The 20359-nt window shown below is 40.0% G+C and carries 21 protein-coding genes; 15 read left to right on the forward strand and 6 right to left on the reverse strand.

The window, feature by feature from the left end; genetic code table 11:
• The first annotated feature begins 168 nt into the window (after window positions 1-168).
• From AC1DOK_RS12860 to AC1DOK_RS12870, 3 genes are all read left to right on the forward strand, one after another.
• Complete coding sequence (locus AC1DOK_RS12860) at window positions 169-1896, forward strand: S-layer homology domain-containing protein (protein WP_477554673.1); 1728 nt, start codon at window positions 169-171, stop codon at window positions 1894-1896.
• 189 nt (window positions 1897-2085) lie between these two features.
• Complete coding sequence (locus AC1DOK_RS12865) at window positions 2086-2481, forward strand: hypothetical protein (protein WP_477554674.1); 396 nt, start codon at window positions 2086-2088, stop codon at window positions 2479-2481.
• Between the two features lie 41 nt (window positions 2482-2522).
• Complete coding sequence (locus AC1DOK_RS12870) at window positions 2523-2708, forward strand: polysaccharide deacetylase family protein (protein ID WP_477554755.1); 186 nt, start codon at window positions 2523-2525, stop codon at window positions 2706-2708.
• Window positions 2709-2841: 133 nt separating this feature from the next.
• Here the strand turns inward: AC1DOK_RS12870 and AC1DOK_RS12875 are convergent, their stop codons facing one another.
• A complete protein-coding gene (locus tag AC1DOK_RS12875; protein WP_477554675.1) occupies window positions 2842-3483 on the reverse strand; it encodes a TVP38/TMEM64 family protein in 642 nt (213 codons plus the stop codon).
• Window positions 3484-4123: 640 nt separating this feature from the next.
• Here AC1DOK_RS12875 and AC1DOK_RS12880 point away from each other — a divergent pair.
• The 3 genes from AC1DOK_RS12880 to AC1DOK_RS12890 all read left to right on the forward strand — a co-directional run bounded on the left by AC1DOK_RS12880 (window position 4124) and on the right by AC1DOK_RS12890 (window position 7790).
• Window positions 4124-4987 (forward strand): methyl-accepting chemotaxis protein, encoded by an 864-nt coding sequence (locus AC1DOK_RS12880; protein ID WP_477554676.1) that lies wholly within the window; start codon window positions 4124-4126, stop codon window positions 4985-4987.
• Between the two features lie 198 nt (window positions 4988-5185).
• Complete coding sequence (locus AC1DOK_RS12885) at window positions 5186-6406, forward strand: GNAT family N-acetyltransferase (protein WP_477554677.1); 1221 nt, start codon at window positions 5186-5188, stop codon at window positions 6404-6406.
• A gap of 379 nt (window positions 6407-6785) precedes the next feature.
• Window positions 6786-7790, forward strand: coding sequence for a phosphotransferase enzyme family protein (locus AC1DOK_RS12890; protein ID WP_477554678.1), 1005 nt, complete (start codon window positions 6786-6788; stop codon window positions 7788-7790).
• Window positions 7791-7962: 172 nt separating this feature from the next.
• Here the strand turns inward: AC1DOK_RS12890 and AC1DOK_RS12895 are convergent, their stop codons facing one another.
• The gene (locus AC1DOK_RS12895; RefSeq protein WP_477554679.1) at window positions 7963-8646 is read right to left on the reverse strand and encodes a hypothetical protein; all 684 of its coding nucleotides are present in this window, start codon (window positions 8644-8646) and stop codon (window positions 7963-7965) included.
• A 189-nt stretch (window positions 8647-8835) separates the two neighbouring features.
• Between AC1DOK_RS12895 and AC1DOK_RS12900 the strand changes: the two genes are divergently transcribed.
• From AC1DOK_RS12900 to AC1DOK_RS12910, 3 genes are all read left to right on the forward strand, one after another.
• On the forward strand, window positions 8836-9537 hold the full coding sequence (locus tag AC1DOK_RS12900; protein ID WP_477554680.1) for a response regulator transcription factor: 702 nt from the start codon (window positions 8836-8838) through the stop codon (window positions 9535-9537).
• The gene (locus AC1DOK_RS12905; RefSeq protein ID WP_477554681.1) at window positions 9534-10970 is read left to right on the forward strand and encodes a sensor histidine kinase; all 1437 of its coding nucleotides are present in this window, start codon (window positions 9534-9536) and stop codon (window positions 10968-10970) included. The genes AC1DOK_RS12900 and AC1DOK_RS12905 overlap by 4 nt, the downstream gene beginning before the upstream one ends.
• A gap of 100 nt (window positions 10971-11070) precedes the next feature.
• Window positions 11071-12627 carry an ABC-F family ATP-binding cassette domain-containing protein gene (locus AC1DOK_RS12910; RefSeq protein WP_477554682.1) on the forward strand — a complete coding sequence of 519 codons (1557 nt, stop codon included), beginning with the start codon at window positions 11071-11073 and terminating at the stop codon, window positions 12625-12627.
• A gap of 131 nt (window positions 12628-12758) precedes the next feature.
• Here AC1DOK_RS12910 and AC1DOK_RS12915 read toward each other — a convergent pair whose 3' ends face one another.
• Complete coding sequence (locus AC1DOK_RS12915) at window positions 12759-13085, reverse strand: DUF3889 domain-containing protein (protein WP_477554683.1); 327 nt, start codon at window positions 13083-13085, stop codon at window positions 12759-12761.
• A 104-nt stretch (window positions 13086-13189) separates the two neighbouring features.
• On the opposite strand from AC1DOK_RS12915, the gene AC1DOK_RS12920 reads away from it, so the two are divergent.
• From AC1DOK_RS12920 to AC1DOK_RS12945, 6 genes are all read left to right on the forward strand, one after another.
• Window positions 13190-13807 (forward strand): DNA-3-methyladenine glycosylase family protein, encoded by a 618-nt coding sequence (locus AC1DOK_RS12920; protein WP_477554684.1) that lies wholly within the window; start codon window positions 13190-13192, stop codon window positions 13805-13807.
• 68 nt (window positions 13808-13875) lie between these two features.
• A complete protein-coding gene (locus AC1DOK_RS12925) occupies window positions 13876-14559 on the forward strand; it encodes a DNA alkylation repair protein (protein ID WP_477554685.1) in 684 nt (227 codons plus the stop codon).
• Window positions 14560-14750: 191 nt separating this feature from the next.
• Entirely contained in the window at window positions 14751-15323 is a 573-nt protein-coding gene (locus tag AC1DOK_RS12930; protein WP_477554686.1) for an RNA polymerase sigma factor, read from the forward strand.
• Entirely contained in the window at window positions 15313-16137 is an 825-nt protein-coding gene (locus AC1DOK_RS12935; protein WP_477554687.1) for a hypothetical protein, read from the forward strand. The genes AC1DOK_RS12930 and AC1DOK_RS12935 overlap by 11 nt, the downstream gene beginning before the upstream one ends.
• Window positions 16127-17008, forward strand: coding sequence for an ABC transporter ATP-binding protein (locus AC1DOK_RS12940; protein WP_477554688.1), 882 nt, complete (start codon window positions 16127-16129; stop codon window positions 17006-17008). Before AC1DOK_RS12935 ends, AC1DOK_RS12940 begins: the two co-directional genes overlap by 11 nt.
• Window positions 17005-18141 carry an ABC transporter permease gene (locus tag AC1DOK_RS12945; RefSeq protein WP_477554689.1) on the forward strand — a complete coding sequence of 379 codons (1137 nt, stop codon included), beginning with the start codon at window positions 17005-17007 and terminating at the stop codon, window positions 18139-18141. The genes AC1DOK_RS12940 and AC1DOK_RS12945 overlap by 4 nt, the downstream gene beginning before the upstream one ends.
• A gap of 21 nt (window positions 18142-18162) precedes the next feature.
• On the opposite strand, the gene AC1DOK_RS12950 is transcribed toward AC1DOK_RS12945, so the two are convergent.
• The 3 genes from AC1DOK_RS12950 to AC1DOK_RS12960 form a co-directional block, all read right to left on the reverse strand.
• Window positions 18163-18981 carry an SPL family radical SAM protein gene (locus AC1DOK_RS12950; protein WP_477554690.1) on the reverse strand — a complete coding sequence of 273 codons (819 nt, stop codon included), beginning with the start codon at window positions 18979-18981 and terminating at the stop codon, window positions 18163-18165.
• 12 nt (window positions 18982-18993) lie between these two features.
• On the reverse strand, window positions 18994-19533 hold the full coding sequence (locus AC1DOK_RS12955) for a methylated-DNA--[protein]-cysteine S-methyltransferase (protein WP_477554691.1): 540 nt from the start codon (window positions 19531-19533) through the stop codon (window positions 18994-18996).
• Between the two features lie 105 nt (window positions 19534-19638).
• Window positions 19639-20289, reverse strand: coding sequence for a bifunctional transcriptional activator/DNA repair enzyme AdaA (locus AC1DOK_RS12960; protein WP_477554692.1), 651 nt, complete (start codon window positions 20287-20289; stop codon window positions 19639-19641).
• Window positions 20290-20359 lie beyond the last annotated feature (70 nt).

Below are 20359 nucleotides of genomic sequence, written 5' to 3' on the forward strand. Positions count from 1 at the left end.
TCGGGTAGGATCATTATCAAAAAAAGTATACCCAACTTCGACTATTTTGCTACTTTCGGATAATAGAATGCGCAAAAGCAAGATGGTACTCTTAATGTTGATAAATCAAAGTATTGTAGGTCAGTCATAATAAAGTCAAATATCAGAATGATAGAGGTGTAATCTTAAATGAAACGACGGATGACTAAAGTATGGTCATGGTTATGTATGGTATCACTTGTAGTTGGATTCATGGCTCCTATGCTTATGGTTACTCCAAGCTATGCGGCTGTTTCGCCAGGGAAAGCTACGATTATAGGTTATGTAAAAGGTAATGATACAGGTAATGCTGATGATGTAGGCTACCCAACTGAGCAAAGTGTAACTGTAAAGCTTTTGAATGGAGGTATGGAAGTAGCAAGCACGAAAACCTATGAGGACGGAAAATTCTTCTTTCATAATGTAGCAGATGGCAACTATACAGTTAAGTTTAGCACAGTGACAGGCTATAATATTGTAACTCCAGTTACTAGTGAGGAAAGTATCACAATTGATTCGAGTGAGAGCCTCTATTTTGTAAATGCACTGTATGCCAAAATACGGAACGTTGACGTAGTGCAATCAGGGGGGATCGTTCTAGGTACAATACGATTTGATAATCCTGATCAAGGTGATTTTAGTTTCGGACCAGTAGATGGGCCAAAGATAGGAACACTATTAGATTATTACAAGCTCCCTATGTTTGAATATGAAGTAAAACCAGGCTTTACGGGTGAAGATAGCTTTACAATAATTGTTAATACGACTAGAGGGCCCCAAACAATTGTTAGAACGATTCATGTTATTGAACCATTTGAGTATCCCGTTAACTTGCCGCCTAAAATAATCAATGAAACTAAAGTAACGATGCCAAATACGGATGTATCTGGAGGTCCCGTAGCAGTAGATTTGGAAATGGATTGGTTACATTTCGACCTTAAAAGCAACCCTAGCCACGGAACAGCAATAGTGGATATGGATGGAATCTGGACATATACGCCAGAAGCGAATTATGTAGGTACGGATACATTCACAGTCTTAGTCAGTACTGGTGAAGGTGGCGATGAATATTTATCGACGATTACAATTATTATTAAGCCAATTTCAACACCAACACCAACACCAACGCCCAAACCAGATCCAGAACCCTACACACCACCTATTCCTACACCAACTCCAACACCGAAACCAACACCAAAGCCTCCTGTTGTACAGCCACCTAAATTAGAATATGATCGTCACTTCGACTATATCGTTGGTTATCCAGATGGAATGGTGAAGCCAGAGAATAATATCAGTCGTGAAGAGGTAGCCGCTGTTTTTTACCGATTAATGGAAGCAAACAGCCGCAAAGATTATATTACTAGCACGCATTCTTTCCCGGATGTGACGAGTGATCGATGGTCTAACAAAAACATTGCTACCATGAGTAAAGCAAAAGTAATAAGTGGTTATCCAGATGGGACATTTGCACCGGGTCGGCCAATTACAAGAGCTGAGTTTGCAACAATTGCCTCAAAATTCGATAAATTGGATGAAAGAACGAATGACCTTTTCACGGATATCAGTGGACATTGGGCAGAGAAGTACATCGCATCCTCTACGAACAAAGGCTGGATAAAGGGGTATGCGGATAAGACCTTTAGACCAGATCAATACATCACACGTGCTGAAGCCATGACCTTAATCAATCGCGTATTAGATCGACAGGTCCAGACCAAAGACATTCATAAAGATGCGATGCAGTGGCCAGATAATAAGCCAGAACATTGGTATTATAGAGATGTCCTTGAAGCGACTAATTATCATGACTACAGCAAAAAGGATAAAGAAACTGAGATTTGGCTAAAAATTCTCCCGCATAGCGTTTTTCCATAAGCTGCTTATAGTATAAGGCTCCTATCTGGTCTATTAGGCCAAAGAGATAGGAGCTTTTGGTTTACCCAGATGCTGAAAAGAATATTTACAGTTGCCGTGAGGATGATTGCTGATATGATAAATATTGTGATAAGGAATCATTTTTAACAATAGCATTATTTCATTTTAGATATTAAAGGAGTTATAACAATGAACAAAATCAATACATTTGAAGAAGCCGAATTGCTTGTAAAGGATGGGCTAGGAGAGGTTATATCAAGTGCATTACTAGCAGAGGAAGCAGCAGGGATGATGTCACCTGATGATCAGTTTGTTAATCAAGCTAAGATTAGCATTTTTACGAATGAAGGTCGTACCCGATCTGATCATTATGTTATAGAATGTCGTTCACTTGTTGGTAATACCTATCTGTTATGTATAGGAATCGGTGACGGAACTGCCCTGATGAATTATACAGAGGATGATATGAATTCCTTCAAAGAAGCGTGCGAAGAATATGATATTAGCATCGGACACGGTGTACCTATGTTAGCTTATTCTTATCGCGGAATTGCCCGAGTAAGTCAGGATTTACTAGAAGCTTGATTATCTATCCATAGTGGAAGCTTAATTATCATGCATTTCCCATTTTACAAAAATACGGGTTTGTTGCCACGCTATTTGTGATTACGGACCGGATGACTAGTGGAGATTACATCAACTGGGAGCAGGCTACTCGTTTACATCTAGCAGGTTGGGACATCATGCCTCACACTCGTACACATAACATCTGCCGCTACTCTCCACGGATGAACTACAAGATGAGATTGTAGGTTCTATGAACCAAATCGAAAAAATGCTGGGTATCCAGGCTCGAATATTTGTGGGCGCTGTGAATAGGTAATTCAAAAAAACAAGCCTTTAATGGAATAGTAGTCCATTAAAGGCCTGTTTTTGCTGTAAAGTTCAATTTGAATTTGACGCCCCAGATACAGCTAACTGCTTAGGAATAGACAATCGCTTCTCGATTTTCTTAGCAAAGTACCATAAAACCCACATCGTGAATAGAACAACTATAATACGCCAAGGTTGATGAATGAATTTCAGCCAATCATTACCGATAAAAGCAAGAATGATTACTAGAACAGTACGACCAGCCAAAGCAGGAATGATGAATGAAGCAAATTTGATTTTACTTAAACCTGCTGTCAATAGAACTAGAGACGACGGCAGGAAAGGTATGCAAAACAAAATAAAAATAGTAGTAAATCCTTTGGTCTCAATTAATTCGAAGATTCTTTCAATCCCAGTTACCTTCTTTTGAATATAGCAACCAACTCGTTTACCGAATAGACGAACGAACCAGAAGACCGTCATTGCCCCGATACTTACGCCTAGCCATGATAATAAAAATCCGTACCATAGACCATAAGCTGCTGAGTTCGCCATAATGAACACCATAAGGGGCAATATAGGAAATAATGCTTCTAAGAAGGGAAAGAGCATTCCTGGTAAAGGGCCCATGTTAGAGTATTGTTGTAGTAAATCCTTTACTTGTTTCATATCCATGTGAACCATGCAATCCCATGTGTTTGTAATCCATTCCAAATAATTCTCCTCCAAATCCGATTTAACCCAATAGTGTCATGTTGTTTATATTTTTATGTATCACTTTAATTTGAGTATACCGTTATCTCATTCAGCTCATAACCGACTAAAGTTTTGAATCCGGCTAGACCTTAGACTAGGGTTATTATATCTCATACAAGGTCGAAGTAGATAGGATTTTATTATAAAATGACGAATAATCTAACTAAACTAACATATTTAAACATTGATTTTAAAATTTCTGCTTAACGACAATACAAATCAATAAATATCTTAAAATATTGTATGAATATATCCTCGAAATCTGTCAAACTCTCAATTCCTTAACATATATAAGACTTGTATATAGATCATTCGTTACAACATTTATGAAAAAATATGCAAGCCTAGATTCTACTAAACTGGAATGATGAATAAAGCAACCGAAGAAAGTAATCACTATCCTTTTTTAGAAGAAGGCTTAAAATTTAAACAAATCGTAACAGCACACTTAATCTGACTAATAACTAAGGTTATGTCCTAATAAATGGCTATTTGCTTTACAGAAATATGATCGATAACTATAATACGGATAAGCCGTATAGTACGATGTTTCCAAATTTATTTGTAAAAAAATAGATCAGATAGGAACGTGGACAATGTGGATTTAATTAACGAGAAGAGTAAGCAAGAAATGAACTTAACAGAGGCTTTTGCTTTAGTTGCACCCTATATTAATAAACTAATCCAAGAAGATATATCGATTAGTGTATACGATACTGAGAAACTGTTGGTTGCTATTCCTGCAAAGTCATTCTCGCTTGATTTAAAAGAGGGCGAAAGGTTAGTTGAAGGTGATATCTTAACCAATGCTATTCGTAACGATAAAGAAATTTTAGGAATTGTCCCAAAAGAATTATTCGGTGTTACTTTCGCATCTAGAGTTATTCCATTACATAATTTAGACGGTGAAGTAATCGGAGGCGTAGGGGTTGGATCCAGTTTAGAGAAGGCAAATGAACTGTTTCATCTCGCCGAAAATTTATCTACTGTCGTAGAAAAAGCAGCAACCTCATTTACGGAAATCTCGGGTTCTGTAACTGATCTAGCAGGTCGTCTAGAAGATATCTCACGCCATATGGGAGATGTAAGTACAGGAGCCAGACAAATTGGACAAATTTCCACTGTTGTCAAAGAAGTATCCGATCAAAGTAACTTGCTAGGTCTGAATGCAGCTATTGAAGCAGCTAGAGCAGGAGATGCAGGACGTGGTTTTGGTGTGGTTGCTGATGAAATCAGAAAACTAGCTACAAATTCCAAGAATAACGTAGATCAAATAAATGAAATCACACAAAATATTCAAGTTGGAATTGAAAATCTACAAACAGCTTTTCAAGGGATCAATGATTATACGAATAATCAAGTAGCGTCTATTCAAGAATTGTCTGCAACTGTTACTCATATCAATCAAAGCTTGCGTCAATTGACACTAATGGCTGAAAACAATCTATCATTAGAAAAGTAGGGCCATAAATTACGAAGAACGCAATATTTAAGTTAAATAGTATGAAACAAGCTGAAATCGACTCTAAACCGATGTCAGCTTGTTTGCTTATCATATTATCTATAGTTATTACGGATGAATTACAGCTTATTACATATTTCCCATTGTCGAGACAGAAACTAACGAGAAGTGCGAACTAACAAATGGAGGTTATAACTAATGAGCCGCCGAAAGTTGCAAGACAGACTCAAACTAAAAAGTGTCGAAACCATACATGGAGAGCAGTTCAATGCTTTACTGCGCTATGTTTTTCAAGTGACTAACCGTGAATTACAAACATTCGGCTGGGAGAACAGAGAGATTGCACAATCCAAGTTACCCATTCTGAAACAAGCCGATGTTCTAGGATGGTTTGATGGTGATAAACTCATCTCACAAATTGCGGTTTACCCCTTTCAGGTGAACCTATTTGGTCGTATATATGACATGGGGGGGCTTACAGGAGTAGGGACATACCCTGAATATGCCAATTTAGGTTTAATGAATAAGCTGATGCTTCATGTATTAAGCAATATGCGTGATCGGAAGCAATCGATCTCCTACTTGTATCCGTATTCGATTCCCTATTATCGCCGGAAAGGCTGGGAAATCATATCCAATAAAATTTCCTTCGAAGTCCAGGATACTCAGTTGCCCAAGCTAAGAATGGTACCAGGTAATGTAGAACGAGTGACAATTGAACATGAGGACATCAAAACAATCTACAACCAATTTGCTATGCAAAGTCATGGCGCGATGCTCCGTAACGAGTTAGCATGGGAAGAATATTTGCGCTGGGATTTAGATGATATGATGGTCGCCATATATTATGATAACAACGATCAACCAATGGGTTACTTGCTCTACTGGGTGGCCGAAGAAATATTTCACATTAAAGAAATGGTATATATCAATGAAGAGGCAAGGACAGGTATATGGAACTTCATCAGTGCCCACTTCTCCATGATCACGCTAGTTAAAGGGGATATTTATAAAAATGAGCCGCTAGCATTCCTTCTAGACGATGGTGATATTAAGGAAACCATTGCTCCTTACTACATGGCACGAATCGTAGATATCCATCTATTCATTGAGCAATACCCATTTAAAGCACAAGAAATGGATCGCAAGCTCGTCTTTAATTTGCATGATCCTATGCTGGAATGGAACCAAGGAACGTTTACATTAACGGTGGATAAAACTGGAAAGGGATCTTTGAAAGAAGGAGGGGTCAAGCCCTCTGTATTTATCGACATTCCTACACTAACTACCATGCTCATGGGCTACAAACGGCCAACCTATCTGGCTAAAATCGGGCGTTTTCAGTCTGATGAGGCCAGTATCCAATTATTTGAAAAACTAATACATAATGAACATCCATATTTCTCTGATTATTTTTGATTACAATTCTTAGTGATTACAAGTCTTACTCATTACAAGTCCAATGTAGAATAAACTTCCATTAACATCCTGTCTGTTGTAAGATAATGTTAATGTGTTTATTGAAGGGAGTGAGTGGCATGAAACGCCAGGCTAATTTAACTACTACTAATGATATGGTGATTTGTAATTGAATATTGAAGGCAGACATTAATGGTCTGCCATTTTAAGGATATAACTGCTCATTTTCCTGTATATTGAGAGGGCTTGTTAGTTAAGTAATTCAAGCTTCTTACTAAGATATATAGACCGCAGGCAATAGCCTTGCGGTCTTTTTGCGCGCAAAAATCAGAATAATAGCAATCAATCATATAAAAGAGAATTAGGGAGATGTATGTCTATGTTAAACTTGAAGTATCTTTTTGATAATACGAATTTGGCTGAAATGCTTATCCATAATTGGGATTACGATCAAGAATCGCTTGAATTGTTTAAGTATTATCGAATATCTTCTAATGCTATCTATCCATTTCAATCCCAAGGTCAGACGCAGTTATTGCGGTTTGCTCCCACAATAGAGAAGAATAAAGAGAATCTATTAGCGGAGCTTGAATTTATTGCTTATCTTCGTGATCACAACTACGGTGTTCTTGAGTCGGTGGGTTCTAAGAATAACGAGGAACTAGTAGAGGTGCCAACGCCATGGGGAGACTACTATGCTTCTGTGTTTAAACGCGTATCAGGTGTACAGCTGAACCAGACCGATTATAGTGATCACGTTATTTTCAGCTATGGGAAAGCTCTGGGCAAGCTCCATCAGCTATCTAGTGCGTATATTCCTACTCAATCTAGGAGATGGTCATATATCGAAGTCTTGGACTGGATTCAGGAGATACTACTGGATTACCCGGCAGAAGCTGCAGCATTGAAGGAAGTAGACTTACTTAGATTATATTTTGCATCCATCCCTAAGAATACAAGCAACTTTGGTCTTATTCATTACGATTTTGAATTCGATAATGTATTTTATGATGAGGCGACTAATTCTTGTAATGCGATTGATTTTGATGATTCGATGTACCACTGGTATGCGATGGATATCGAGCAAGCACTTGATAGTTTGCAAGACGAAGTCTCATCCGAAAGTTATAGTCAGAAAGAACAATGTTTTTTGGATGGCTATAAGACTGAATTTACGATTTCAGATGATTTATCTATGCTTCTGCCTGCTTGTAGACGATTTGCTAATCTCTATGGATATGTCCGTATACTCAGATCTATTAAAGAAGAATGGCCTAATGAACCTGAGTGGTGTATCAAATTAAGAGCGAAGTTGAAGAGAGCTTTGGAAGGTAATTCGGCTGGTTTTGGAATTCCTGTGGAAAGTCAATATACGGCAGGCTAATAGCTAACTATTAGGTGAGAAGCTAACGATAAGATAAGAAACTAACGAAAAGATCAAAATCAAGCTTAATAAAAGATCAGGAGCTTACGAATGACAAAAGGTCGAGCAGGAAATAATCCTGTTCGACCCTCTGTAATAAATAATGATTTCTACTAGATGTTCTACGAATCGATTATTTAATCGGATCTAGTTGAACCGGCTCTATTGACACTGATGCGGTCATATCCATGATTTGCACATTATTTTCATTATTCACAAGAATTCCTTTGGCAATTAGTGCATTCAACAGTTCTTTTTCGAAAATATCCGTAGCAGTGGCTTGTAATTGTTGTGCTTTGTCCAAGGTTTGTTTTACTTCGTTCTGGTCCGCGTTCTCTAACCCTCTATATAATGTCTCTAATTGATTCTGAATGGCAATATTCTGATCAAAATTTTTCAATGTCGTTTCTTTCTTTTCGGCAGTCCAGTTCAAATCTTTTAGTACACCTTCAAGATCTTCCCTTGAAACCACACCCGATGTTACCTCGACGGACGGAATACCACCATTGTTTAACTTATCTTCATTAACTCTAAATACTTCTAATCCATCCTTGGTTGATGAATTGACTTTGAAAGCCACCTGAGAGGACGTTACTTCTGTTTTTTCAAGTGCTAAATAATTATCCGTTTTTCCAATAGACAGTTTATCAGCAGTCATTTGTGAACTAGGCAGTTCGGATATGGATGCTTGAATGGATGGTGTTACTGGCAATGTCTGAGGTTTTATATCTGTATCAGCTGCCATTGCAGACGCAGTGACGGACATTAGCAATACGGTTCCTAGTAATCCTGCAACATTTTTCTTTTTCATTTTCATCGTAAATCCTCCAATAGTTTCGAGTAGCTGTGCTACTGTATTTCAATTGACGTGTTGTCATTTGATAGTTGAATTATAGTTGGTAAGTCTAGTTAAAATTTCCGTGAAAGTGCGGCAAAATTGAGGTAATGTTACCAGTCGCTAAATTTCGTCTTGATAGCTGTTATAATGGAAATTGAGGTGATACCGATGAAATTAATCTATGTTGCAGATGATGAACTAAACATCCGAAATCTCATTAAATCTTTCTTAGATAAAGAAGCAGATTACATAGTAGAGATTTTTAAGAATGGCGATTTACTCTATGAAGCTTATACACAGAAACCTGCAGATCTAGTTATTCTTGATATCATGATGCCCGGAAGTGATGGGTTTGTTATATGTAGTAAGCTACGTCAAATATCTACTGTTCCTGTGATCATGTTGACCGCAAGAGACGGTGAGAGTGATTATATTACTGGCATCACACTTGGTAGCGATGACTATTTCACAAAGCCATTCAGTCCATTAATGCTGATGATGCGCGTGAAGGCTATTTTCCGCCGAATTGAGATGGAGAAGAAATCACAAGAGATGCAAGTACCTAGTCTTACATTTGGCGATTTAACCTTGTTACCTGAACAAAAAACAGCACGAATCCATAACGCTGATTTGAACCTAACTTTAACGGAAATTAATTTTCTAGCACTTCTAATGGAGAATAGTCGACGCGCGGTGTCTAGGGCGGAGCTGCTTAATAAAGTATGGGGATATAATAGTATTGTTGAAACTAGGGTGACGGACGATACAGTGAAGCGTCTCAGAAAGAAACTGATAGAAGCAAATAGTAATGTGAGAATCGAAACGGTGTGGGGATTTGGATTCAAACTTAGTAGGGAGGGGGACGAATGAAGCACAGTATACGCAAAAAAATGGTTCTCATATCGATTACATCAACGATGATTAGCTTTGTACTTATTCTTGTCTGCTTTAATCTGATCACTAGCAGTTATATCAAACGAGAAGCAACGAAGGAATTAAATCATGCAGCAGCCAGCACGACAGGTTTACCGGTTTCTATATCAACATTACCAGTCCAAATGTCAAGTCAAAGTATTGCCAATCCCGATGCTGTTGCATTACAAGCGACACAGATTAACGAGGTTTCCAATGTTATTTATAGTGCCTTACAACAATCTGATACCCTAAATAATGTGGAGTTTATTCTTACGGACCAAACCAATGAGTTAATATATCCAGCAACTACACTTCCAGTAGTAAACCAAGAAGGTGTATTATCGACAACTTCCTTATATAACTCCAAAGAAATTGAGTCCTTACATGCATACACGGCAGATTATCCGTATGACACACCAACGAAAGCGCTAATTAATGGTGTTAATTATTATGTGATGAAAGCTAAATTTAGTGATGCTTCTTCCATTCTTTTTTACAAAAATGTGCAATCTCTCAGTAAGCTAGTCTCCGATGTGAATCTTGTACTATGTATTTTACTTATACTATCAGCACTTCTGACTATGATTCTTACGTTGTTCTTCACGAACGGAATGGTTGCATCCATTAAGAAGCTTGGTATGTTTGCAAATGCAATTGGAGGAGATAATTTTCAGGGACAAACGCTTAATCTCAAGGAGAAGGAACTCGCTATTCTAGAGTACGACATGAACAGGATGGCCGTAAGACTTGCAGAGTATGATTCCGAGCAGAAGACATTTTTCCAGAATGTATCTCATGAACTTCGAACGCCACTTATGTCGATTCAAGGCTACGCAGAGGGGATCGTGCATAATGTTTTTGAGGATAAAGAAGAAGCTGCTAAAGTCATTGTTACAGAAAGTAACCGACTCTCTTATATGGTAGGCGACCTCTTATACCTGTCTCGGATGGATAGTAAGGAAGGGAATGTCATTCATGAGGAATTTGATTTGACAGATACGATCCAAGAGGTCATTGAACAGATTAATCCTTTATTAGCTGGTAAAAAGATCATTTTTCAACGAACAGATCATCCGCTGCTCTATAATGGCAATAAAGACGAAATGAAAAAGGCTATCTTAAATATCATGACCAATTCTGTACGGCATGCTAAATCTACAATTGTGGTGACTTGCAGCTTGGATAATGGGATTAGGATTGAATTCGCTGACGATGGTGAAGGCATCAAGGATAAGGATCTCCCGCATATCTTCAAAAGGTTCTACAAAGGCGAGGGCGGTTGTAGCGGAATTGGGCTTGCCATTGCTGAAACAGTCATTAAGAATCATAAAGGGAAGATCACAGCTCGTAATCGTGATGGTGCGGTGTTCACGATTCAACTCGGCTAGCGCTGTAATTAGACAATAATTTAATTTACAACATTGAGTTATTCACCCGATAACGTTTATAATAAATCGAGTATAAAGTTTATAAGAAAAGGTGTCATTCATGAGCATATTAAACGTAGAACGATTAAGCCACGGCTTTGGAGATCGTGCGATCTTCAAGGACGTATCCTTCCGCCTACTTAAAGGCGAACACATCGGACTTATTGGCGCTAACGGAGAAGGCAAGTCCACATTTATGAATATCATTACGGGTAAGCTTCAGCCCGATGAAGGTAAGGTAGAATGGTCCAAGCGTATGCGTGTTGGATATCTCGATCAACATGCGGTGCTTAGCAAGGGATTATCAATCCGTGACGTTCTAAGGGGAGCCTTCCAATATCTATTTGATATGGAACAAGAAATGAACGATATGTACGGTAAGATGGGGGATGTATCTCCTGAAGAGTTGGAGCAGCTTCTTGAGGATGTTGGAACGATTCAGGATACATTAACGAATCAGGATTTCTATCTGATTGATGCGAAGATCGAAGAAACAGCACGCGGACTAGGACTTAACGATATCGGACTGGATAAGGATGTCAATGATCTTAGCGGCGGACAGCGGACCAAGGTATTATTAGCGAAGCTGTTACTCGAAAAGCCAGACATTCTATTGCTCGATGAGCCGACGAACTATCTCGATGAGCTGCATATCGAATGGTTGAAGCGTTACCTACAAGAGTATGAGAATGCATTCATTCTAATTTCTCATGACATTCCGTTCCTGAACAGCGTTATTAACCTGATTTATCACATGGAGAACCAAGAGTTAAATCGTTATGTTGGTGATTATGATAAATTCCAACAGGTCTATGAGATGAGAAAGCAACAACTTGAATCAGCGTACAAGCGCCAACAACAAGAAATTTCTGATCTAAAAGACTTCGTCGCACGGAACAAAGCGAGTGTCGCGACGCGAAACATGGCAATGTCCAGACAGAAGAAACTCGACAAAATGGATGTCATTGAGCTAGCTAAGGAAAAACCGAAGCCACAGTTCAATTTTAAGGATGCGAGAATATCTAGTAAGTTAATTTTCGAAGCGAAGGATCTCGTAATCGGTTATGATGAGCCATTATCAAGAGCTCTTAACCTACGAATGGAACGTGGTCAGAAGATTGCGCTTGTCGGTGCGAACGGTATTGGTAAAACGACATTGCTTCGCAGTATCTTAGGTGAGATTAAGGCAATTTCCGGATCTGTTCAACTTGGAGAGAATCTCGAAATTGGTTATTTCGAACAAGAAATGAAAGATGCTAACTATAACACTTGTATCGAAGAGGTATGGAACGTATTCCCATCCTATTCACAGTTCGAAGTGCGTGCAGCGTTAGCGAAGTGTGGACTTACAACCAAGCACATCGAGAGCAAAATTGCTGTACTTAGCGGTGGCGAGAAGGCAAAGGTGCGCCTATGTAAGTTAATCAACAACGAAACGAACTTACTCGTGCTCGATGAGCCGACGAACCATTTGGACGTGGATGCGAAGGATGAATTGAAACGAGCTCTCAAAGCTTACAAAGGCAGCATCCTGCTTATTTCCCATGAACCGGAATTTTATCGTGATGTAGTTACAGAAACATGGAACTGTGAATCCTGGACTACGAAAGTATTCTAGGGCAGTAGCATGGTTGATAATAGTTTGTAGTAAAGCATATAAGATCCGCGTATATCGCGGGTCTTTTTGTTAAACAAGTTTAAAAGCCTTTTGTTTTCACATTACCAATGGCGTTAAATTACCAACGTAATTCATATAAGAAGTAATGACAAACGATCTGTTTCTACAAAATGAATTGAAATGACTTGATCATCTGAAGTCCTGAATTTGATCGTGACATAGACTCCAAATTCCTTTAAATCGTTTTTAAGCCAAAGCTTGAAATGCTCTTCTGTTATATTTGGTGTTATCTGGGTACGACCAATATGCTTATAGTCAATAATTGAGGCATTATATTTCTTCATGGTCTCTTTAACCGCCATATGCCCCCATTTAGCATACTCTGGCTCCGCTGATACTTTTCCATGAACAGCGAACAAAGTAACAATAAGGAACAACATCATAAGTTTACTTTTCATTAATTCCCTCCTAAGAAGAACATCTTAGTTATTTGTAAATGTAAGTTAATTGATGCAAGAAGGATGGTTTGTGAATACTCCCAGAAAGTAGAGGATACTAACTTTTGCGAACTGTTAATACAAAGTATTTTGACTATGGACAAGAAGATATTGATTATCTAACAAGTGTAGACCCCGAGCTAGGGATTGCAATGACCCGAATGGGCAAGGTGGAGCGTCAGGTCATTCCTGATCTATTCGCTGCGCTCATCTATGCTATTGTAGGACAACTCATCTCAGCTAAGGCGGCACACACGATTTGGCAAAGAATGCAGGATCAGTTCGGAGAAATATCTCCGCATAATATAGCCATGCAGACTACCGATGATATTCAAAAATGCGGTATAACGATGAAAAAAGCGAACAGTATTCGAGATATTGCTCAATTGATTGTGCAAGGTGATTTTAATCTAGAAGAGCTAAATGACTTTTCAGTTGAGGAAGTTATCCATAAGTTAATGACGTTAAAGGGTGTCGGTAAATGGACGGCCGAAATGTTATTAATCAATTCAATGGAACGTCGTGATATCGTAAGCTGGGGTGATATTGCGATACGGCGCGGAATGATGAAATTATATAACCTTGATACAATTACCAAAGATCAGTTTGAAGCATATCGTCTTCGTTATTCACCTCTAGGTTCTATTGCTTCCATTTACTTATGGGAGATTTCATTTGAATAGATCATATGATTCAATAGGCAGCTTTGCAATGTAATACGTAAGACTATCAATCAAAAAGGAGTAGAAAAGTGGAGATAACGATTAAGGAACAGTTATTGGAATTAGCTGATGCGGATTATCAAAAATTTGCGTCGGCATTAATTCCGAATATTAATAATGTAATAGGTGTCCGATTGCCAGAACTGCGCAAATTAGCTGTTATAATAGCCAAAAACGATTGGCGCTCTTATCTCGCAGTAGCTGACAATGAATTTTTTGAGGAAATTATGCTTCAAGGCATGGTCATTGGATATGTCAAAACAGATATCGAAGAGAGGCTTCAATGCATAGCTGATTTTATTCCTAAAATTGATAATTGGTCAGTATGCGATAGTTTTTGTGCAGGTTTAAAGTTCACTAAAGCGAATAAGAAGCAAGTTTGGGATTTTCTACAGCCTTATCTTTTATCTAAACAAGAATACGACATCCGTTTTGGTGTGGTCATGCTGCTTAACTATTACATTGAAGAAGAATTTATTAACGAAGTTTTACAACGCCTGGATAGCATTAACCATGATGGTTATTATGTGAAAATGGCAGTAGCATGGGCAGTATCCATCTGTTATGTGAAGTTGCCTGAACCTACGATGTCATACTTAAACAGCAATTCATTGGACGATTTCACCTACAACAAAGCCTTGCAGAAAATTACGGAGTCGAACAGAATTGATCAGGAGACCAAAAAGATGATTCGTAGCATGAAACGAAAATAAAGCACGGCGCATATGCTTGGACAGGCAAATGCCCAATGATAACATCGACCGACTTCTTACGGTATCGATGTTTTTTGCATTCATGTATCTAGTAATCATCGGAAATATAGCAGCATGCATCTATTTAAATTAAAATCTCGTAGTATTAGGTAGGAAGTGGAAGGAGGGGAAGGTAGATCAGAGAAGAGGACTTGGTCATACAAGCACAGCAGGGTAACGAGGCGGCAGTAGAATTGTTGATTCGCCATACGTATGATGATATTTATCGTTTTGTAAGGTGGAAAGTACGTGATGCAGACCTGGCATGGGATTTATCCCAGATGACTTACGAAAGGGCATGGGCAAAGTTGGCTACCTTTCAAAGCGATCAGGGAAGTTTTAGGGCATGGTTACTCACGATTGCTCAACACATATGCATTGATTATTTTCGTAGTAAAACTGCAAGACAAGTAAGTTTAAATGAAAACTTGACAGTAGATGTTCCTGCCCAGGGGGATTTTCTCGATGGGGTGCTCTTGCGTGAAGATGTTAGACAAGTGTATTCGGCTATACAAACCCTGTCTGACGTCCAAAGGGATACACTACTCCTCAGATATAAGAGTGAGTTGACCTTTACCGAGATCGCTGCAGTGACTGAGGAATCGGAAGCGACGGTGAAGTCTCGCATAAGGCGGTCATTGATCAAATTGCGTGATATGCTGAGTCGCTCAACTGATGATAGAGTACGTATCGATACAAGAAAGGAGAATTCAAATGAAGGATAAGCGGAAAGACCTGGATGACATAAACCTTGATTTGCAGGACGATCTGACGACCGATTTCGTCGAGTCGTTGGCGAGGAACATACAATTAATCCCTGATGCACCTTCGCCCAGAGGTTTTGTCGAGGCAGCCATGGCTAGCTGGAGAAAGTCACAGCGTGTACTGCCCTCACCCGCTAGTCCCATTTCTCTGACCTTGCTAAGAAAGACTCAGATTATTTTCTCGCAGGGACTGTGGAGAGATGTTGTGCTGGGTATGCTGTTGTTAGTTCTGGGATATTTCGTTATAAGTAGGAGTGAGATGCTTCCTCCGATGTTGATTCTCCCTGTCGTTGGCTGCATTCCTCTACTGGTAGTCATATCTAGCACTGCCCGTCATATGCTTTGCGGCATGGGGGAGCTTACACGCAGTCTTTGCATCCCACTTCATTGGTATGTACAAGCCCGACTTCTGCTGGTGGGCGTGGTGTCCTTTTTACTTAATGGAATTATCATGATTGCTGTTATTCCAGTATGGGATGGAGATGTTCTGCCCAGAGTGGCATTACTCTGGTGTATCCCGACACTTATTAATGCAGCAGTTGCCCTTTTTCTATCCGCTCGTATACGGAACTTTGGACAACTAGCGGCGGTACTGGCCCTACTTCCTATCTTTTGGTTGTTCCTGTTTTCAAACGAATCGGCAGTAACATGGACGGATTCCGTCGCATTAGTTTGGCTCTGGGGACTGGCAGTTATGGCTACAGCATTGATATGTGGAGTCTTGATTAACAACCGAAGGTATTTGAAGAAGGGAGGATTCTTAATTGGAGCTTAAACTATGCAATATCATACATAATTTTAGCAAGAATCGTATTTTGAATAACGTCTCGATCACCATGACGCAGGGTGTATATGGTCTGCTCGGACCTAACGGGACGGGTAAAACAACGCTTATGCGCATTGTAGCAGACGTTCTGAGTCCAACCAGTGGGAATGTGCTGCTTAATGGACAAGACAAGGATGCAATGGGAGATCAATATCGTGCCCAGCTTGGTTACCTGCCACAGGAATTAGGTATGTACAATCATTTTACTGCTCGTGATTTTTTGCAATACGTCGCTGCTCTTAAAGGGCTTACAAAGAAGGAAGCGAGTGAACGCATAGAGGTACTAGCTCATACGCTCAATCTTTCTGGGGAATTGAACAAGAAATGCGGCAAATATTCGGGTGGTATGAAACGGCGGCTCGGTATTGCTCAAGCTTTGCTTAATAATCCGCGTGTTCTCATTTTAGACGAACCGACAGTCGGACTTGATCCGATGGAGCGTGTGCGTTTTCGAAATCTGATATCCGAAATATCAAGCGATCGTATCGTTATTTTATCAACACATATCGTGCCAGACATCGACCATATTGCGAAGCAGGTGCTGCTAATGAGGCAGGGGAGTTTGCTGCGTCAGGGGACGATTCTCGAATTAACATCTGAACTGCTAGGGGAAGTGTGGCAAGCAGTGGTTCCTGGACGGCAGCTGGCACAAATAGAGGAGAGGGGTACTGTGGTCAATATGCAGCAGCTTGATTCTGGTGTGGAGCTACGAGTTGTTAGCAAGGAATCGCCATGCGAGAGTGCTGTGCCCGTGAGTCCTTGCCTGGAAGATGTCTATATGCACTACTTTAGGTCGATGGAGGTGACAGTACCCAAATGAAACGGTTGGTAATGTTCGAACTGCGTAAGATCATGATCCGCAGAGTCTGGATTTCCATTGCTGCGTGTCTGGCTATTACGATATTTTTCTTCGTGGATACAACACCCTCTCCCGGGATGAATAGTATATTTGCTGTAAATAAGGCGAAGCCAGAGCTCATCGCTGCCCATGAAGGCCCAATTCAACCCGCTTTGGCGAAGAAATACGAGCCTAGCTTAAGAACGGAACGGGCAGAAGATAGCACGGGAACCTATGAAGAGAAAGCAGAGCGGATCTTTCAGCAAAAATATGCTTCAGCAGCCTATCGTGCCGATCTCTTCACGAGTAGTCTGAGCGACCTGAAGGCGCAGAAGGCGCAACTAGAGACGCAAGAGTACAAGGAAACTTTTCAATACAGGGATATTAGTAATAAGCTCACCATGATGGAACGGATTGATCCGCCTGGTTTTTATATAACATTGAATTGGAATGGCCTTTTCAATTTTATCTCGGGTTTACCTGGGCCTGGTATTTTGTTTATCAGCTTCGTCATCGTGCTGGCACTAGCTCCGATGTTTTCTGGAGAGGCAAACTATAGAATGGACTCCCTTATTTTATCTAGTCAATATGGAAGACGAAGCATTGTCACCGCTAAACTCGTGGCAGGATTGATCTTTACGGTTGGCTGGGTTACTGCTTTCTATGGTATTTGTCTATTAACCAATAGCTTACTGTATGGCTTTGTCGGGTGGGATGCCCCGCTAAATCAAGTCTTTGAAGAGAGTCCTTACGTATTGACACAGCTTCAGGCATTTTTCGTGCAATATGCACTAGCCTTGATGGGGGCTTGTGGACTCCTATTATTAACGGCACTTATTTCCGCTGCGTTCAGAAGTAGCTTAAGCAGTCTTGGTTTAGCTGCAACAGGAGTTATATTGCCGCTCCTCACCTTTCCAGGCGTTATAGGGAAATTAATGCTCTTATTTCCCACTAACATCATGGCGAGTAGAAATATCATTGAAACCTATAACTCTTACAATATATGGGGTACTCCTGTTCTGTATATGCCAATGACAATTATCGTTATGGTTATGTTTACGATTCTGACATTGCTGTTAATTCCGAAAGCTTTTAAACATCGATTAAAAGTGTGACACTGTCTTTAAATAGGATCATTAAGGTTCGAATCCCTTTTGGCTTACATAAATCTGATCCTTTGAGAATACTTGTTTCAATCGCTCAAAGACTATTTCGTAGGCCGATGGGTGATACCATTCTTCCAAGCCAATTTGCTCATACAAAGCCTTAATGCCTAAGCTGCGTGTTCGTTTACCGCCACTGCCGTCTCCCATAAAATAATCATCCAAGCAAACACGATTGACAAGTGAATGAAGTAGTTGTGGAAATGCTTCACTACTCGGTAACACTGGGGCAATCGTTGCTTGAGTAGGTACACCGGCTTCAGCCAATAACTGAAGCGTCTTTAATCTAGCGCTAATGGAAGGGGCATTCGGAGTAAAATGCTTCCGAATATCTTCACGGTCGGTTTCTACCGTCATGCTTACACGAACCTTGTCCCCAAGAAGCAGAAACAGATCTATATCTCTACGAACAAGTGGGCTTCGGGTCTGAACGAATATAAAATCAGGTGGATCTTTGACCATGACCTCTAGTAATGAGCGAGTTACTCTTTCTTTGTACTCAATAGGTTGATATGGATCTGTGCTTGAAGACATGAATATTGTGACAGGCCCTTTGTTCTTGGCTCTCTGCAATTCTTTGGCGAAGAGGGCTGCCGCATTTTGCTTGATATCGACCCACGATCCCCATTCTGCACCGCGGAAAGTAGAGACCGGCATTTGCCGCACATAGCAATAGTAACATCCGAACAAGCAACCTGTATAAGGATTGAGGGAATGACTATATCCAGAGAGATAACCTGTTCCCTTATTTAGAAGAGTTTTTGGGTTTTTGTATAGATATTCCGGTTTCAACCTCTTGTACCTCTACTTTGTGACATCAGACATCACACTATCCTGTTCCAATTGTAATAACCTTGTCTTCATGTCTATACCACCACGATAACCAGTAAGTGCTCCACTTTTCCCGATTACGCGATGACAGGGAACGGTGATTAACACAGGATTTGCGCCAATGGCAGCTCCCACCGCACGAACAGCGTTAGTTTTATGAATCTGTTCAGCAATGTCCGAATATGATTTGGTTTCACCATAGGGAATGGTACAGAGTGCGTTCCACACCGACTTTTGAAAAGGCGTTCCTGGATAATCGAAGGGCACCTTAAATATTTGACGTTCACCCTGCAAATATTCGATAAGCTCGGCAATATAGGGATGCAGCTTCTTGTCATCTTGAGTCAGTGGACATTCCGGAAACCGGGCGTTTGACCAGTCAACCAAATCTTGATAGGGTTCGTTGTGGGATCCGACATAACAAAGTCCTTCAGATGTAGCCGCAATATGCATATTCCAATCCTCATTTGTGAGTAAAGACCAATAGATTGGTGAATTAGTTTTGTTTTCCATATCAAATACCTCCTATAAGTTGTGTGTAACATGAGTCCAAATTATAATTCATAGTAGATCTAGTATCAGAAATAGATTTAAGTAGATCAAGTATCAAAAATAAATTCATGTAGATTCTATATTGCTATTCTGTATTTGCCGGTAATCAGCTGGTGTATGTCCGGTTATCTTCCTAAACAAGGTGATAAAGTAGGGAGTATTAGACAAACCGACGCTTTGGCCTACTGCGGAAATAGCTCTATCCGAAGAGATAAGAAGCTCTTTGGCTTGCTCGATCCGTTTTTGTTGTATATACCTTACTGGAGTTAGACCTGTAACTCGTTTGAATGTGCGATGCAGATGATAGGGGCTGCCATGACTCATATTTGCGAGAATGTCTAGCGTTAACGACTCCATGTAGTTTCTATCGATATATTCTGTCACCACAGCTACCCATTCAGCAACGGGTAATCGCTGACCAGTGGGTTTGCATCGCTTGCAGGGGCGATATTTAGCGGATAATGCTTGCTCAGCGGTTCGGAATAAACCAATATTATCTTTCTTAGGTGGTCTCGATTTGCAGGAGGGTCGACAAAAAATACCGGTGGTCTTGACTGCGTAAAAAAATTGCCCATCATATGAAGCATTGTTATCAATAATCGCTTGCCATTTGTCGTCCGTAAGTGTAAGTGGTTCGTAGTCAGGAATTGGCGTACTATCAGTATCTTCTTCTTCAAGGAATAACTTATCGAGCTCAGCCTTCATTATCTTCGTCATTTGCACAATCACCTCCACGAACAGTATAACCATACTAGGGATCATTTGTACGTATTTTTGAATATAAAAG

The organism is Paenibacillus sp. P5_B5, assembly GCF_056400365.1.

Coding starts and splice junctions, on each gene's coding strand:
- AC1DOK_RS12905 (WP_477554681.1), top strand. CDS start 9,534: ATGAAGCACAGTATACGCAAAAAAATGGTTCTCATATCGATTACATCA.
- AC1DOK_RS12910 (WP_477554682.1), top strand. CDS start 11,071: ATGAGCATATTAAACGTAGAACGATTAAGCCACGGCTTTGGAGATCGT.
- AC1DOK_RS12955 (WP_477554691.1), bottom strand. CDS start 19,533: ATGGAAAACAAAACTAATTCACCAATCTATTGGTCTTTACTCACAAAT.
- AC1DOK_RS12865 (WP_477554674.1), top strand. CDS start 2,086: ATGAACAAAATCAATACATTTGAAGAAGCCGAATTGCTTGTAAAGGAT.
- AC1DOK_RS12935 (WP_477554687.1), top strand. CDS start 15,313: ATGAAGGATAAGCGGAAAGACCTGGATGACATAAACCTTGATTTGCAG.
- AC1DOK_RS12890 (WP_477554678.1), top strand. CDS start 6,786: ATGTTAAACTTGAAGTATCTTTTTGATAATACGAATTTGGCTGAAATG.
- AC1DOK_RS12885 (WP_477554677.1), top strand. CDS start 5,186: ATGAGCCGCCGAAAGTTGCAAGACAGACTCAAACTAAAAAGTGTCGAA.
- AC1DOK_RS12945 (WP_477554689.1), top strand. CDS start 17,005: ATGAAACGGTTGGTAATGTTCGAACTGCGTAAGATCATGATCCGCAGA.
- AC1DOK_RS12915 (WP_477554683.1), bottom strand. CDS start 13,085: ATGAAAAGTAAACTTATGATGTTGTTCCTTATTGTTACTTTGTTCGCT.
- AC1DOK_RS12895 (WP_477554679.1), bottom strand. CDS start 8,646: ATGAAAATGAAAAAGAAAAATGTTGCAGGATTACTAGGAACCGTATTG.
- AC1DOK_RS12900 (WP_477554680.1), top strand. CDS start 8,836: ATGAAATTAATCTATGTTGCAGATGATGAACTAAACATCCGAAATCTC.
- AC1DOK_RS12860 (WP_477554673.1), top strand. CDS start 169: ATGAAACGACGGATGACTAAAGTATGGTCATGGTTATGTATGGTATCA.
- AC1DOK_RS12960 (WP_477554692.1), bottom strand. CDS start 20,289: ATGACGAAGATAATGAAGGCTGAGCTCGATAAGTTATTCCTTGAAGAA.